The following is a 12,528-nucleotide window of genomic DNA, read 5'->3' on the forward strand; positions in this document are numbered from 1 at the left end:
TATACAAAAATGGAGTTTAATCTAAATGAAAATCAACGCGCATTTCAGGATGCGGCGAGAAGCTTTGCTGAAAAAGAACTGGCGCCCTATGCTTCTGAATGGGATGCTAAAAAGATGTTTCCAAGAGAAGCTATAACCAAAGCTGGTGAACTGGGATTCTGTGGAATCTATACCAGTGAAGATGCCGGAGGATTAGGATTGTCACGATTGGATGCAGCTATTATTTTTGAAGAGCTGGCTGCTGCATGTCCTTCGACAACGGCTTATATTACCATTCACAATATGGTTTCCTGGATGATTGATGAATTTGGAAAAGATGAGGTACGGAAGGAAGTGGGTACAAAGTTAGCGTCGGGAGAATTATTAGGCTCTTATTGTCTTACTGAACCAGGTTCCGGCTCTGATGCAGCAAGTTTGAAAACTACTGCAATCAAAAAAGGTGACCGATATGTTATCAATGGAACGAAAGCATTTATCTCAGGTGCCGGTGAAAGTGATGTTCTCATCGTTATGGCGCGTACCGGAGATTCAACCGCGAAAGGGATTAGTGCTTTTGTTATTCCTGCTACAACAGAAGGCATTAGTTTTGGAGAAAAAGAAAAGAAATTAGGCTGGAACACACAACCCACACGTTTTGTTTTCCTGGATCACGTGGAAGTTGATGAGAGCCATCTTTTAGGAGAGCTGGGTGAAGGATTTAAAATAGCGTTGAAAGGATTAGATGGTGGGAGGATCAATATCGCAACATGCTCTGTAGGAGCAGCACAAGGAGCAATCAATCAGGCTCAGAGATATATGCATGAAAGGCATCAGTTTGGAAGATCTCTAACCCATTTTCAGTCGTTGCAATTTAAGATTGCCGATATGGTTACGGAATTGGTAGCTGCGCGTCAGATGGTACACCTTGCTGCTTTTAAATTAGATTCCAAAGATGTTAACGCTCTTACCTATTGCGCAATGGCTAAGCGGTTAGCAACAGATATGTGCTTTAATATCTGCAATGAAGCATTACAGATATTAGGAGGTTATGGATGCACACAGGATTTTCCTGTAGAAAGGCTTATGCGGGATGCCAGAGTACATCAGATCGTAGAAGGAACTAACGAAATTATGAAACTCGTTATTTCCAGAAAAATATTGGAAGAAGGAGCTACTTTACAAATCAGATAACTATGCAATTAAAATTGAAAGTGGAAAATTGAAAATTGAAAACCAGCAACTAAATGGCCGACATAGTAATTTTCAACTTTCAATTTTCAACTTTAATTAAATTTAAATTGGGTTAGCTACTTACAGAAATCAAGTCAGATAATTATATAGTGGAAAATGGAAAGTGGAAAATTGAAAACTAGCCAATAAACGGCAGGCACAATAACTTTCCACTTTCAATTTTCAATTTTCAACTTTTAATCAAATACAATGAGTTTACTACTTACAGAAATAAAAAATAGAGTGGGGATCATTACCCTTAACTCGGAAAAGACACTCAATGCTCTTTCTCTGCCTATGATAGAAGAGCTACATACTATATTGTCTACCTGGAAGATCAATGATGAGGTTGCCTGCATCTTTTTACAGGGATCAGGTGAGAAAGCATTTTGTGCAGGTGGAGATGTTCGTCAGTTATATGATTCAATTATTGCTCAGAGAGCTATTGATCATACTAAAGTACCTCAGGATTGTTTTGATTTCTTTTCAAAAGAATATCAGGTTGATTATATGATCCATACTTATCCTAAACCCATTGTTGTTTGGGGACATGGAATTGTAATGGGTGGAGGTATTGGTTTAATGGCGGGCGCATCGCATCGGATTGTCACGGAACGAAGTAAGTTGGCTATGCCTGAAATTACGATTGGACTATATCCTGATGTAGGAGGAACGTGGTTTCTGAATAAAATGCCTTCTGCTTACGGTTTGTATCTTGGATTAACCGGAGCAAGGCTTGACGGTGCCGACTGTAAATTTTTAGGATTGGCAGATTTTTATCTTTCATCTTCATTAAAAGAGCAAATTCTTTCATCTTTACAAGAAATTATCTGGAATGGAGACGGTCATCAGGCAGTTTCTGAGGTTCTGGAAAAGTTCTCAAAAGAGACAGAAATACCTGAATCACAAACGGAATTGCATCAAGCCTTTATTCATAGGTTTGAGGGAGTAGATTCATTAGAAGAATTTGCCGAAATACTTACTGATTACCCTAAAAAAGATGATTGGATTTTAACTGGACTTAAAAGCTTTGAAGCGGGTTCACCCAGCTCTGCCCATATTATTTTCAGGCAATTAAAGCAGGGAAAAAAATTAAGCCTCGAAGATGTATTCCGCTCAGAATTGAATTTGTCCTGCCAATGTTGTATTCACACTGATTTTATTGAAGGAGTAAGAGCTTTATTAGTAGATAAAGATTTAACTCCGAAATGGCAGCCCGCTACTTTGACTGAAGTTACAGAAGACTGGGTGGATGGTTATTTTAATTGGATCATCGGAGAGTGGGATGTTGTTGAAGTAGAAATTGAAAATTGAAAGTGGAAAGGTGAAAATGGAAATTCGTGCAGATTTATTTATTAAGAGATGTATGGTTTTATAATGGAGTTGGAAAATTGAAGAGTTAATTAAATTGAAAGTTGAAAATTGAAATTTGAAAACGAAAAATTGAAATTTGAAAATGAGAAATTGAAGGCTACTTCTGGAACTTTCAACTCTCCATTTTCAATTTTCAACTTTTTAAAGAAGTAAGTTCCTTTTAGTGGTTTTCACTATAGCGGCAAGAATTCTTATTAATTCATCAATTGTCGGATATATAGTTTTGAATGTTGATGAAGAAATATATCCGCTATCTCTTAAAAGTTGAAGCCAATATTTAGTTTCATTTGCTTCTTTTAGGGCAATATTGATCTTATTTAAAAAATCTCTTTTGCTTTGAGCGTGTTCAGATTCACGTACTAAAGCTCCGATTGCAGTACCGCTGCGAAGAATTTGCTTGGATAAAACAAACTCTTTCTTTTCGGAAACCAGTTGTTTATACAATAATATGATTTGTAAAGCAAAGGAATATGCTTTTGCATCAATAATAGAAGTTGTCATACATGTGTGTTTTAGGGTAAGATACAAAAAAGTGGAAAATTGAAGAGTTAATTAAATTGAAAGTTGAAAATTGAAATTTGAAAACGAAAAATAGAAGGCTACCTCTGGAACTTTCAACTTTCAATTTTCCACTTTGCATTTATAAGAAAAGTTGTTAAATGAATAAAAGAAAGATAAAAATATGGCTGACATTGAAGCTTTCAACTTTCCACTTTCCATTTTCAATTTTCCACTTTGCATTTATAGGAAAAATCGTTAAATGAATAACAAAAAGGTTAAGATGAGACTGACATTGAAGCTTTCAACTTTCCACTTTCAATTTTCAACTATATAAATCTCAACTATATAAAAATAAATTATTAATAAGAATGAAAAAAATAGCATTCATAGGATTAGGAAATATGGGAGGTCCCATGGCGGCTAATCTGGTTAAAAAAGGACATGAAGTAGTAGGTTTTGATCTTTCGGAATCTGCTTTAAATGCTTTAGTATATGCAGGCGGACAAGTGGCAGGATCTGCTTTGGAGGCGGTAAAAGAAGCTGGAGTTGTTATTACGATGTTGCCTTCAGGGAAACATGTCGCGGAATTATATTCGGAAGAGTTGATCAATAATTTGCAACCTGGAACATTGATCATTGATAGCAGTACTATTGATGCTGTAACAGCAAGATCTGTTGCAGAATTGGCAGTTTCCAGAGGGCACAAAATGATCGACGCTCCTGTTTCAGGGGGAACTGGTGGGGCACAAGCGGGTACGCTTACCTTTATTGTTGGAGGATCCGCAGAGAATTTTAATGAAGCAAAACCTGTGCTTGAATGTATGGGACAAAATATATTCCATGCCGGAGATTCTGGAGCCGGACAGGTGGCTAAAATATGTAATAATATGCTTTTGGCCATTAATATGATTGGTACTTCTGAGGCCATTAACTTAGGTGTACGACATGGATTGGATGCTTCAGTTTTAAGTGAAATTATGCAAAAAAGTTCCGGGAGAAACTGGTCTTTGGAAGTTTATAATCCTTATCCGGGAGTGATGGAAAATGCTCCTGCTTCCAGAGAATATTCTGGCGGGTTTGCCGTCGATCTTATGACAAAAGATCTAGGATTAGCAGCAGAGGCTGGTCTCGAAACAAAAACGTCGACTCCACTGGGAAATACTGCTTTAAATCTGTATAGAATCTGGAGCGAATCAGGAAACGGGAAAATAGATTTTTCAAGCATCATACAGTTTTTAAATGGAAAATTGAAAGTGGAAAATTGAAAATTGAAAATAAGAAGGGCACAGATACAAAACCCGCACACTTTCGACTTCTCACTTTCCATTTTCAACTTTTAACTTTTAACTTTAATAAAAATGAATTTCGAAACATTACTATATCAGCAGGAAGGCTCTATCGGAGTCCTGACAATCAATCGTCCTCAGGCATTAAATGCTCTGAATAAAGACGTTTTAAGAGAATTAAAAAAATTCGCAGATGAAATAAAAAGCAGTCAGGATATCAGAGTACTTATTATTACCGGATCTGGCGAAAAAGCTTTCGTAGCAGGTGCAGATATTAAAGAAATGCAAGGAATGACTCCTAAAGAGGCAGAGTCATTTTCAGTTTTTGCACAAACAGCATTCAATGCAATTGAAGAATTGCCATTTGCAGTTATTGCTGCTGTAAACGGTTTTGCATTGGGGGGCGGTTGTGAACTAGCATTATCCTGCGATATTATTTTAGCCAGTGAAAAGGCTAAATTTGGTTTGCCAGAAGTGACTCTTGGACTTTTGCCGTGTTTTGGAGGAACTCAACGTTTGCCAAGAGCTATTGGCTTGTATAAGGCAAGAGAAATGGTTTTCTCCGGAGAATTTTATTCTGCAGCAGATTGCAAAGAATTTGGTTTTGTCAATAGAGTGATTACTTCTGAAGAATTAATGAATGAAGCAAAAAAGTTAGCCTCCACTATTTCATTGCGAGGCCCTGTAGCAGTCCATAAAGCAAAACAGTCTTTAAATACAGGATTTGAGCTGCATATTCATGAAGGCTTACAACAGGAAGCTCATTTATTTGGTGAGCTATTTAATAGTGAAGATCAAAAAGAGGGGATAAACGCTTTTATTGAAAAAAGAAGCCCTGATTTTAGAGGAAGATAGATATTTGATTTTTTTTTCAAAGCCTGAACGATCATGAAGTTCAGGCTTTGATGTATAATGACTATATGATGTCAGGTTGAAAATGTGTTGAAGAATCCTTACGTTTTAATGATTCCTATAAGACCGGCCAAAATAGCCATTCCAAATAAAAGGTAGAAGACTTTGGTTGGAACATTTTTCCCACTGTATATCCCGCAAAAAATTGAAACTCCTAAGAATAAAAATGATTTCGGGATGATTTTATATAAATTGATATGGGGGTATTTTAAAACGACAAGAAGGATTCCGGTTATTAAAATAGTAACTCCAATAAGGATGTTTCTTTTATGAAGCATCTTGTTTTCCTGAGGAAATAATATAGCAAGTTGGATAATAAATATTAAGAAGGCTATGAAATGTAAGGCCAGAACGATATTAAATAAAATCATGATGCTATCATTTTATGATTGTTTAAATAATAGAACCCGCATGACAAACAGATGATAACAGCGATCAAATGTGAAATTAGATGACCAGTTTTGAAGTCAGGATGCGATAGTACTACGTAGAAATCTGTAGCAGGAATTATAGTTCCTAAGATCAGAATAAAACCTAATGCAAAGAACTGTTTTTTCCATAAAAGGAATATAATAATCAATCCAAAGAAAAAATCACGGATTCCTTTAATATACTGAAAGGAAAAATCTCCATTGGTAATAGTGCGAATGCCATAATCTATTTCAGCACCGACAGGATTGATAAAAAAGCGGATACCAATGTACAGTAAACCAATACCTGAAATGAGGCTCAGCCAGAATGATGTTTGTTGTTGTAAACGTTTCATAAGAACTTTATTTTGTTGATACAAAATTCCTCAACGTTTACTAAAAATTTATGCACCCAGGTTAATAAATCATTAAAGCGATATCCTTTTTCTGATTCGGCTTAATGACTGTGGCTTTACACCAACGTAGGAAGCAATATAATATTGAGATACCCGTTGTTGCAGATCAAAATGCTCTTTGATAAATTTTTCATAGCGTGATTTTGGAGAATCAGTGTGAAATGAATTCCTGTCTTTTAATGTTTTAATAAGAACATACTCAATAGATAGCCGTCCAAATCGTTCTCCATTTTTAACCTGTTCATAAAGCTTCTGAAGGTTTTCATAGCTGATGGTCCAGATGCTGGAGTTCTCAAGAGCCTGAATGATTTGTTTTGATGGTGTTTGCGGACCAAAGCTTTCAAAATTACTGGTAAATTCATTTTCTTTTGAAAAACCATAGGTCCTTTCTTCTCCATCATCATTAATGTAATAGCGCACAAGGCCTTTTTCAATAAAACCAACGTATTTGCAGACTTCACCTTCTTTAAGGAAAAATTCTCCTTTTTTATAGGCTTTCAATGTGAATAAGCTGTGAATTATTTTTTCTTCATCAGGACTTATTTCTATTACTTGTTTAATTGCTGTAATTAAAGGATCATCCATAGTTAAGTAGTTTTTATCAGAGTTAGGTTGAATCAATATTGAAAATCTATGAACAATTTAATGCTAAAATTAAGCTGTAAATTTATATCAAATCACTGATTCTTTGATAATTTATATATTTAAATTGTATTGATTACAAGTAAAACTACTTATCTAAATCCCATCTTTATCTATTGTGTTAATAGGTAATTATATTCGATGTTGCCCCATAATACCTCATCACCGGTTTCAGTCATTTCTGATGGATTATTAAAAGCACTATGACCGAAAACACTTTGGTATTCAAAGGTCCCAAAAGTATTGTTTTGTGAAAGAAAAAAAGCAGTAGAATTGTTTCTGGGCATTTTCTTTACGTACCGAAGTGCTCTTTTCAATGTAAAAGAAGATTCAGTCTTATTGAACATTCCTATATATTCAGGTTCGCCATTTCTGATGATAAATACAGAGTCTTTTGAAAGGGTAATCTTATATTCTGCATCAGCTGATGATCCGGCGATCAGTTTAATGGAATTGTTTTTTATATCCACACTTATCTTATTCCATATAGGCTCCTGATAAAATTCCCAATATTTACTCAGGTATGATTCATTCGGATGGGATGGTTGAGCAGTTGGGGCTTTGTAAAGGACGACACTTTTCACAAGGTAATTTTTATACTGAAAATCATACACTACCTTTTCTATTGGTTTTGGGTTTTCGAGCGTATCATCATTTTCGCCACATGAGATTACAAGAATTGAGGCTATAAGGATATTGAAAATAGATTTCATTATGGTTTGTTTCGAGATAATTTTTTTTTGTTATTTAATTCACAGTAAAGATAGTTATTAATGCTTAAAATAACGATCAATCTCCTATAGAAAGGAGTTTATAGAGTTGTTGGTAGATATAATATGTTTATTATTAGCTATTTAAAATTCTCTTTTTATTAACCAAGAGCACTAATGATTTAAAGTAATCATTCTTTTGGTTTTTGCAGGAATTAGCTGGTTATTTAATTTGATTTTGCAATAGTGGTCTCTTCATATGTATCCCACATATCGGTAGTGATCTTTGAAACAGTTAATTCATTTCCATTAATGGAAGCATGATAAATAACAAAATTAAGGATCATACTCGCATTCCCGCTGCTATAAGACCCTTTCAGTATCTGATAGCTATCACAAGTTGAATAGGATACGAAAATAACCTCGCTTGATCCATTGAGCTGATCAATCTGATAATATGATTTTGCTGTACATGTACCATCATGCAGTGTAGTAAAGGTTATGACCCCATTCTTTTTTGTAACAGATTTATGTACATAGTACTTAGTGGATTTTACAACAGGAGCAGGAGGATTAGGGACATACTCAGAGTCACTCAAGCAGGAAGTAAGGAAAAACAGTAATAAAGCTGACAGGAATAACTTCATAATTTGACGTTTTTGCAAAGATATACTTTGAAATCAAATTGTGCTATTGCTTTCATTAAACTGTTTTTTGATGTCATACATATATGTTATAGAAAAAAACGAATAATTAAATATACAAGTCTGTCTATTTAATTGTTAGTTTTGCTTCATGAAACAGAGAGGACAAGTCGTAGCCGACAGAATATTGGATACCGCCGAGCGCCTATTTTACGCCCAGGGCTATAATAATACCGGCATTAATCAGATCATTGAAGAAGCTGATATTGCAAAGGCTTCTTTATACAAACATTTTGAGACAAAAACAGATCTGTTAATTGCGTATGTCCGGCGGACGCATGAATTGTGGTTTAGCAGGCTGGAAGCAAGTGTAAACAAAGTCACAGATCCTAAAGGTAAATTATTGGCACTTTTTGATCATCATACAGATCGGCAGAAAATTCGTCAATTTGGTGGCTGTCCATTCATTAAAGCTAATGATGAAGCAGGAGCAAGCGATCCAAGAGTTTTGGCTGAAATACAGTCCACAAAAGTTCACAGCAAAGAATATATAAAAATGCTTGTAGAAAATTCAGGTCACAAAAAAATCTTGTCGGATGAAGAGTTGGCGGAGATGATCTATGTAATGCTTGAAGGTTCTATAGTTACCGCATCTGTTTTTAAAAAACCTGATGATATTCAATCTGCAAAGAAAATCATTGAAAAACTGATCTAAAATGAAAGAGGTAAAAAATAAATGGTTGGAGCTGATCATTGTACTGGCCGCTCCTTTGCTTTCTGTAATTGATGTATTCATCATTAATGTTGCCATACCCACCATCAAAAAGGGAGTTCATGCCACAGATGGTGAGATGCAGTTTGTAATAGCTGGATACCTTCTTGGTTATGCCGCTTTCCTTATAACAGGAGGTAGGGCAGGAGATCATTTTGGACGGAAAAAAGTTTTCTTTTGGGGAATGTTTGCCTTTACTGTTTCATCCTGTTTATGCGGATTATCACAATCAGCTTTTCAACTCAATGTAACAAGAATTTTTCAGGGGTTAAGTGCATCATTTATGGTTCCGCAAACCATCGCATTTATACAAGTGCTTTTTACTGATACCAAAGAACGGGCAAAAGCCTTTGGTTTGTATGGTATTACACTTGGAACTGCTGCTGTCATCGGACAGGTACTGGGAGGCTATTTATCAGATATCCATTGGATCATAGATGGCTGGCGATTGGTCTTTTTCATCAATCTTCCGATTGGAATTATCACCCTTTGGGCAACGCATAAATACCTTACCGAAACGCCAAAACATGAAACTACAAAATTTGACTATACCGGAATATTGATTTTGACTTTAGCATTATTCTCTCTTATTTATCCTCTGATACAAGGACGTGAATCTGGATGGCCGTTGTGGAGTTTCGCATTGCTTACTTTATCTGCCATTCTGTTTGCCTTTTTCATATACAATCAAAAAATTAAGCTTTCCAAAAATGAAAATCCTTTAATCGATGTCAGGCTATTCAGGATAAAAGATTTCAATATAGGACTGGTTGCGGTGCTATTCCATTTTATGTTGCATACAGCATATCTTTTGCTCAGCGCAGTATATCTGCAAAATGGACTTGGTATTTCAGCTTTAGATAGTGGGTTATATTTTATTGTTCCCGGGATTTTATTTATTGTATCTTCTCTATTGGCTTCGCGATTGATTATTATATTTGGGAAAAGAGTATTACAAGTTGGGGTGATTATTTTGTTTATTGCTTTTTACCTTCAAATGACAGTATGGAAACCAGGAATCAGTACAGGGTTGATTATCGGATTAATGGCAACCTGGGGATTTGGAAACGGACTTGTGCTTCCGTCCTTATTGAATATTGCTCTTAAAAATGTACCTTCACAATATGCTGGCGCAGCAGCAGGAATCTATTCGACATTTCAGCAAACGGCTTCTGCGTTGGGAGTAAGTATAATCGGTGGTGTATTTTTTTATTTTTCAAAAGATGGGTGGCAAATGGCTTATCATTTTGGAGTCATATGCCTGTTGATCTGCGTAGTGATCGTAGGGCTTATGCTACAATTGCTACCCGGTACGAAACCGGTAACTGAAACTGCTGAAAAAATCATCAAGACATAAATCATGGAAGATAAAAAACTGGTGTATAAAGATATCTCTTCCCCTGTTGGGTTAATAAGGACGATTGCTTCGGATCAAGGCCTCGTAGCCATAATCTGGGAAGGTGAGGACTATAAAAGAACCAAACTTTCTGTCCCTGTGAGAGAAGATCAACATCCGATACTTGTGCAAACCGAAAAAGAATTAAAAGAATATTTTGAAAATAAGAGGAGGACTTTTGATATTCCACTTGACTTTAAAGGGACTGAGTTTCAGGTTAAAGTTTGGGAAGCCTTGTTGAAAATTCCTTATGGTGTTATAAAAACTTATGGAGAGCTGGCTAAAATCCTTGGTGATATAAAAGCAGTACGTGCCGTTGGTGGAGCTTTGAATAAAAATCCGATATCCATTATTGTTCCGTGTCATAGAGTAGTAGGTGCATCCGGGAAATTGGTTGGTTTTGCAGGAGGTCTGGAAAATAAATCGATTTTACTTGATCTCGAAAAGGGTTTCAGAATGCCCTCCTTGTTTTAAATATAATATGAAAAAAATATAAACTGTATGGATCAAACATCAGAAATCACGACATTCAACCTTGAAAACTTTCACCAGTTATGTGAGCATTTAGCCAATAAGGATGCAGATTTAAGAGGCATTTTAAATACTCATGGCTACCCTCCGATGTGGACAAGGGATAATACTTTCGAAACACTTGTCCATATTATTTTAGAGCAACAGGTTTCTTTGGCATCGGCTTTATCTGCCTTGAATAAACTGAGAGAAAAAGTAGTGGAAATTACTCCTGAAAATGTTCTTAAACTTAATGATGAAGAGATGAGAGAATGTTATGTAAGCCGTCAAAAAACTGCTTATATCAAGGGATTGGCACAAGCAATTGTAAGTGATGAAATAAATCTTAAGGAATTATCAGAAATGTCCAATGACGAAGCCCGAAAAACATTAGTCAATCTAAAGGGAATCGGCAACTGGACGGTTGATGTATATCTGATGTTTACTCTTCAACGAACAGATATCTTCCCAATTGGTGACCTGGCAGCAGTCAATGCTTTAAAACGTCTGAAACAACTTCCATCCAAAGCTTCAAGGGAGGAAATTCTTGAAATAAGTGAACTATGGAAACCTTTCCGTTCGATCGCTTCTATGATGCTATGGCATTACTATTTATCCAATGCAAAGAAGAAAGCACTGTAAAGGTATTGCGGTAATTCAACTGCATTTGCTATTTCTTTTCAAGATCTTGAAAATAGAGCATCACTTTTCTTTCAGTTTCATTTTGTAAAATTATGGAGGTATCGAAGAGGACTTTCCTTAACTGTCTATATAACAAAACAGAATGGTGTAGGCATTCCAGTAAGGATTTTCGATCATAATGTGGTAGGGTGAGTTTTAAATCTTCAAGATCACCCTTATTCAATTCCATTTCAACTTTTCTTACTCCTCTAGGGAGATTATTATTTTTAATATGGAGCAGGGGACCAAAAACAACCATTCTCAAAAAGCCTAAGAAGTCAAATGCTTCAAAATATTCACCCCTACCAATCTTTAGTAATGCATAGTGTATCCAAATCCAAAACCGATCTTCAATCCACTGATAATCGGGATATGGGAAATTTGAAGTTGAGTCATTAATAGCCTTTTGAAGCCTGTTGTCTTTGTCAAAAAGAATTGTTGGTGTTTCAACTCTATGATGAAATTCTTCTAATGTCACGAATTTTATGTCAACATGCAAGAGGGGATTGTCATATAGACAAATCAAAAGCCTTGGCTCTCCAACATGTTCTCCCGTGAATGCTGAAAGAAAACTACCAAGACGTTTTGCATAATCCACCATCTTATCTTTGTTATCACTGATTTTTTCATCAGTTACAATGATTAAGTCCAAATCCGAAAACTCATCTATTTGATTAGCTATCCAGGAACCCCCAACAGCTAAACCAATGGTATGTTGATCTGTTTCTAAAATTTCTTTAGCTCGCTGTGCAAATTCAATTTGTATCATTTGGGAGTTTCAGGTTAGCTTTAATAGTTACGGTGTAATAGAAAATATTAAAGAGGAATATAAATTTATTAAAATCTTAAGTAGCTGAAAAACAAATATTAATTTTTTTAATTCTAATAAAATATTAGTTATGATATCAAACCAATTTAAAAGTAAAATAGCTGTCTATCTTTTCAATACTTTCAAAGATTTTCCAACTTGTTCTAAACTATTTGCATCTTATATTTAACGCGTCAAGTTCTGGCGTTATATCCTAATATCTTTGCATTATACAAAATGTAACACTTTAAAAATGA

At 35.4% G+C, this 12,528-nt stretch carries 15 protein-coding genes; 8 read left to right on the plus strand and 7 right to left on the minus strand.

Going from position 1 to position 12,528, the window contains the following annotated elements:
• The first annotated feature begins 9 nt into the window (after positions 1–9).
• Both JHL15_RS07615 and JHL15_RS07620 read left to right on the plus strand, forming a co-directional pair.
• A complete protein-coding gene (locus tag JHL15_RS07615) occupies positions 10–1,170 on the plus strand; it encodes an acyl-CoA dehydrogenase family protein (RefSeq protein ID WP_200244713.1) in 1,161 nt (386 codons plus the stop codon).
• A gap of 249 nt (positions 1,171–1,419) precedes the next feature.
• On the plus strand, positions 1,420–2,523 hold the full coding sequence (locus tag JHL15_RS07620; protein WP_200244714.1) for an enoyl-CoA hydratase/isomerase family protein: 1,104 nt from the start codon (positions 1,420–1,422) through the stop codon (positions 2,521–2,523).
• Positions 2,524–2,724: 201 nt separating this feature from the next.
• On the opposite strand, the gene JHL15_RS07625 is transcribed toward JHL15_RS07620, so the two are convergent.
• On the minus strand, positions 2,725–3,084 hold the full coding sequence (locus JHL15_RS07625; protein WP_200244715.1) for a four helix bundle protein: 360 nt from the start codon (positions 3,082–3,084) through the stop codon (positions 2,725–2,727).
• Between the two features lie 368 nt (positions 3,085–3,452).
• Here JHL15_RS07625 and mmsB point away from each other — a divergent pair, with 368 nt between their 5' ends.
• Together mmsB and JHL15_RS07635 are read left to right on the plus strand one after the other, a co-directional pair.
• The gene (mmsB, locus tag JHL15_RS07630; protein ID WP_200244720.1) at positions 3,453–4,349 is read left to right on the plus strand and encodes a 3-hydroxyisobutyrate dehydrogenase; all 897 of its coding nucleotides are present in this window, start codon (positions 3,453–3,455) and stop codon (positions 4,347–4,349) included.
• Positions 4,350–4,442: 93 nt separating this feature from the next.
• Positions 4,443–5,225, plus strand: coding sequence for an enoyl-CoA hydratase/isomerase family protein (locus tag JHL15_RS07635; protein WP_200244722.1), 783 nt, complete (start codon positions 4,443–4,445; stop codon positions 5,223–5,225).
• Positions 5,226–5,323: 98 nt separating this feature from the next.
• Here the strand turns inward: JHL15_RS07635 and JHL15_RS07640 are convergent, their stop codons facing one another.
• The 5 genes from JHL15_RS07640 to JHL15_RS07660 all read right to left on the minus strand — a co-directional run bounded on the left by JHL15_RS07640 (position 5,324) and on the right by JHL15_RS07660 (position 8,107).
• Positions 5,324–5,653 carry a hypothetical protein gene (locus JHL15_RS07640; protein WP_200244724.1) on the minus strand — a complete coding sequence of 110 codons (330 nt, stop codon included), beginning with the start codon at positions 5,651–5,653 and terminating at the stop codon, positions 5,324–5,326.
• Positions 5,650–6,048 carry a DUF4267 domain-containing protein gene (locus JHL15_RS07645; protein ID WP_200244726.1) on the minus strand — a complete coding sequence of 133 codons (399 nt, stop codon included), beginning with the start codon at positions 6,046–6,048 and terminating at the stop codon, positions 5,650–5,652. Before JHL15_RS07645 ends, JHL15_RS07640 begins: the two co-directional genes overlap by 4 nt.
• 72 nt (positions 6,049–6,120) lie before the next feature.
• Positions 6,121–6,693, minus strand: coding sequence for a Crp/Fnr family transcriptional regulator (locus tag JHL15_RS07650; protein WP_200244727.1), 573 nt, complete (start codon positions 6,691–6,693; stop codon positions 6,121–6,123).
• 170 nt (positions 6,694–6,863) lie between these two features.
• Positions 6,864–7,463 carry a hypothetical protein gene (locus JHL15_RS07655; RefSeq protein ID WP_200244729.1) on the minus strand — a complete coding sequence of 200 codons (600 nt, stop codon included), beginning with the start codon at positions 7,461–7,463 and terminating at the stop codon, positions 6,864–6,866.
• Positions 7,464–7,687: 224 nt separating this feature from the next.
• Positions 7,688–8,107, minus strand: a complete 420-nt coding sequence (locus JHL15_RS07660) for a hypothetical protein (RefSeq protein WP_200244731.1) — start codon at positions 8,105–8,107, stop codon at positions 7,688–7,690.
• A gap of 148 nt (positions 8,108–8,255) precedes the next feature.
• Between JHL15_RS07660 and JHL15_RS07665 the strand changes: the two genes are divergently transcribed.
• Genes JHL15_RS07665 through JHL15_RS07680 form a run of 4 tightly spaced genes read left to right on the plus strand, consistent with a single transcriptional unit; the run spans position 8,256 to position 11,424 of the window.
• Entirely contained in the window at positions 8,256–8,819 is a 564-nt protein-coding gene (locus JHL15_RS07665; protein ID WP_200244733.1) for a TetR/AcrR family transcriptional regulator, read from the plus strand.
• Position 8,820: 1 nt separating this feature from the next.
• A complete protein-coding gene (locus JHL15_RS07670) occupies positions 8,821–10,233 on the plus strand; it encodes an MFS transporter (RefSeq protein WP_200244734.1) in 1,413 nt (470 codons plus the stop codon).
• Positions 10,234–10,236: 3 nt separating this feature from the next.
• Positions 10,237–10,746 carry a methylated-DNA--[protein]-cysteine S-methyltransferase gene (locus tag JHL15_RS07675; protein WP_200244736.1) on the plus strand — a complete coding sequence of 170 codons (510 nt, stop codon included), beginning with the start codon at positions 10,237–10,239 and terminating at the stop codon, positions 10,744–10,746.
• A 27-nt stretch (positions 10,747–10,773) separates the two neighbouring features.
• Entirely contained in the window at positions 10,774–11,424 is a 651-nt protein-coding gene (locus JHL15_RS07680; protein WP_200244738.1) for a DNA-3-methyladenine glycosylase family protein, read from the plus strand.
• 28 nt (positions 11,425–11,452) lie between these two features.
• Here JHL15_RS07680 and JHL15_RS07685 read toward each other — a convergent pair whose 3' ends face one another.
• Complete coding sequence (locus JHL15_RS07685) at positions 11,453–12,232, minus strand: hypothetical protein (protein ID WP_200244740.1); 780 nt, start codon at positions 12,230–12,232, stop codon at positions 11,453–11,455.
• Positions 12,233–12,528: the final 296 nt, after the last annotated feature.

Source organism: Chryseobacterium paridis, from assembly GCF_016595215.1.
GTDB lineage: Bacteria > Bacteroidota > Bacteroidia > Flavobacteriales > Weeksellaceae > Chryseobacterium > Chryseobacterium paridis.

Coding starts and splice junctions, on each gene's coding strand:
- JHL15_RS07615 (WP_200244713.1), top strand. CDS start 10: ATGGAGTTTAATCTAAATGAAAATCAACGCGCATTTCAGGATGCGGCG.
- JHL15_RS07620 (WP_200244714.1), top strand. CDS start 1,420: ATGAGTTTACTACTTACAGAAATAAAAAATAGAGTGGGGATCATTACC.
- JHL15_RS07625 (WP_200244715.1), bottom strand. CDS start 3,084: ATGACAACTTCTATTATTGATGCAAAAGCATATTCCTTTGCTTTACAA.
- mmsB (WP_200244720.1), top strand. CDS start 3,453: ATGAAAAAAATAGCATTCATAGGATTAGGAAATATGGGAGGTCCCATG.
- JHL15_RS07635 (WP_200244722.1), top strand. CDS start 4,443: ATGAATTTCGAAACATTACTATATCAGCAGGAAGGCTCTATCGGAGTC.
- JHL15_RS07640 (WP_200244724.1), bottom strand. CDS start 5,653: ATGATTTTATTTAATATCGTTCTGGCCTTACATTTCATAGCCTTCTTA.
- JHL15_RS07645 (WP_200244726.1), bottom strand. CDS start 6,048: ATGAAACGTTTACAACAACAAACATCATTCTGGCTGAGCCTCATTTCA.
- JHL15_RS07650 (WP_200244727.1), bottom strand. CDS start 6,693: ATGGATGATCCTTTAATTACAGCAATTAAACAAGTAATAGAAATAAGT.
- JHL15_RS07655 (WP_200244729.1), bottom strand. CDS start 7,463: ATGAAATCTATTTTCAATATCCTTATAGCCTCAATTCTTGTAATCTCA.
- JHL15_RS07660 (WP_200244731.1), bottom strand. CDS start 8,107: ATGAAGTTATTCCTGTCAGCTTTATTACTGTTTTTCCTTACTTCCTGC.
- JHL15_RS07665 (WP_200244733.1), top strand. CDS start 8,256: ATGAAACAGAGAGGACAAGTCGTAGCCGACAGAATATTGGATACCGCC.
- JHL15_RS07670 (WP_200244734.1), top strand. CDS start 8,821: ATGAAAGAGGTAAAAAATAAATGGTTGGAGCTGATCATTGTACTGGCC.
- JHL15_RS07675 (WP_200244736.1), top strand. CDS start 10,237: ATGGAAGATAAAAAACTGGTGTATAAAGATATCTCTTCCCCTGTTGGG.
- JHL15_RS07680 (WP_200244738.1), top strand. CDS start 10,774: ATGGATCAAACATCAGAAATCACGACATTCAACCTTGAAAACTTTCAC.
- JHL15_RS07685 (WP_200244740.1), bottom strand. CDS start 12,232: ATGATACAAATTGAATTTGCACAGCGAGCTAAAGAAATTTTAGAAACA.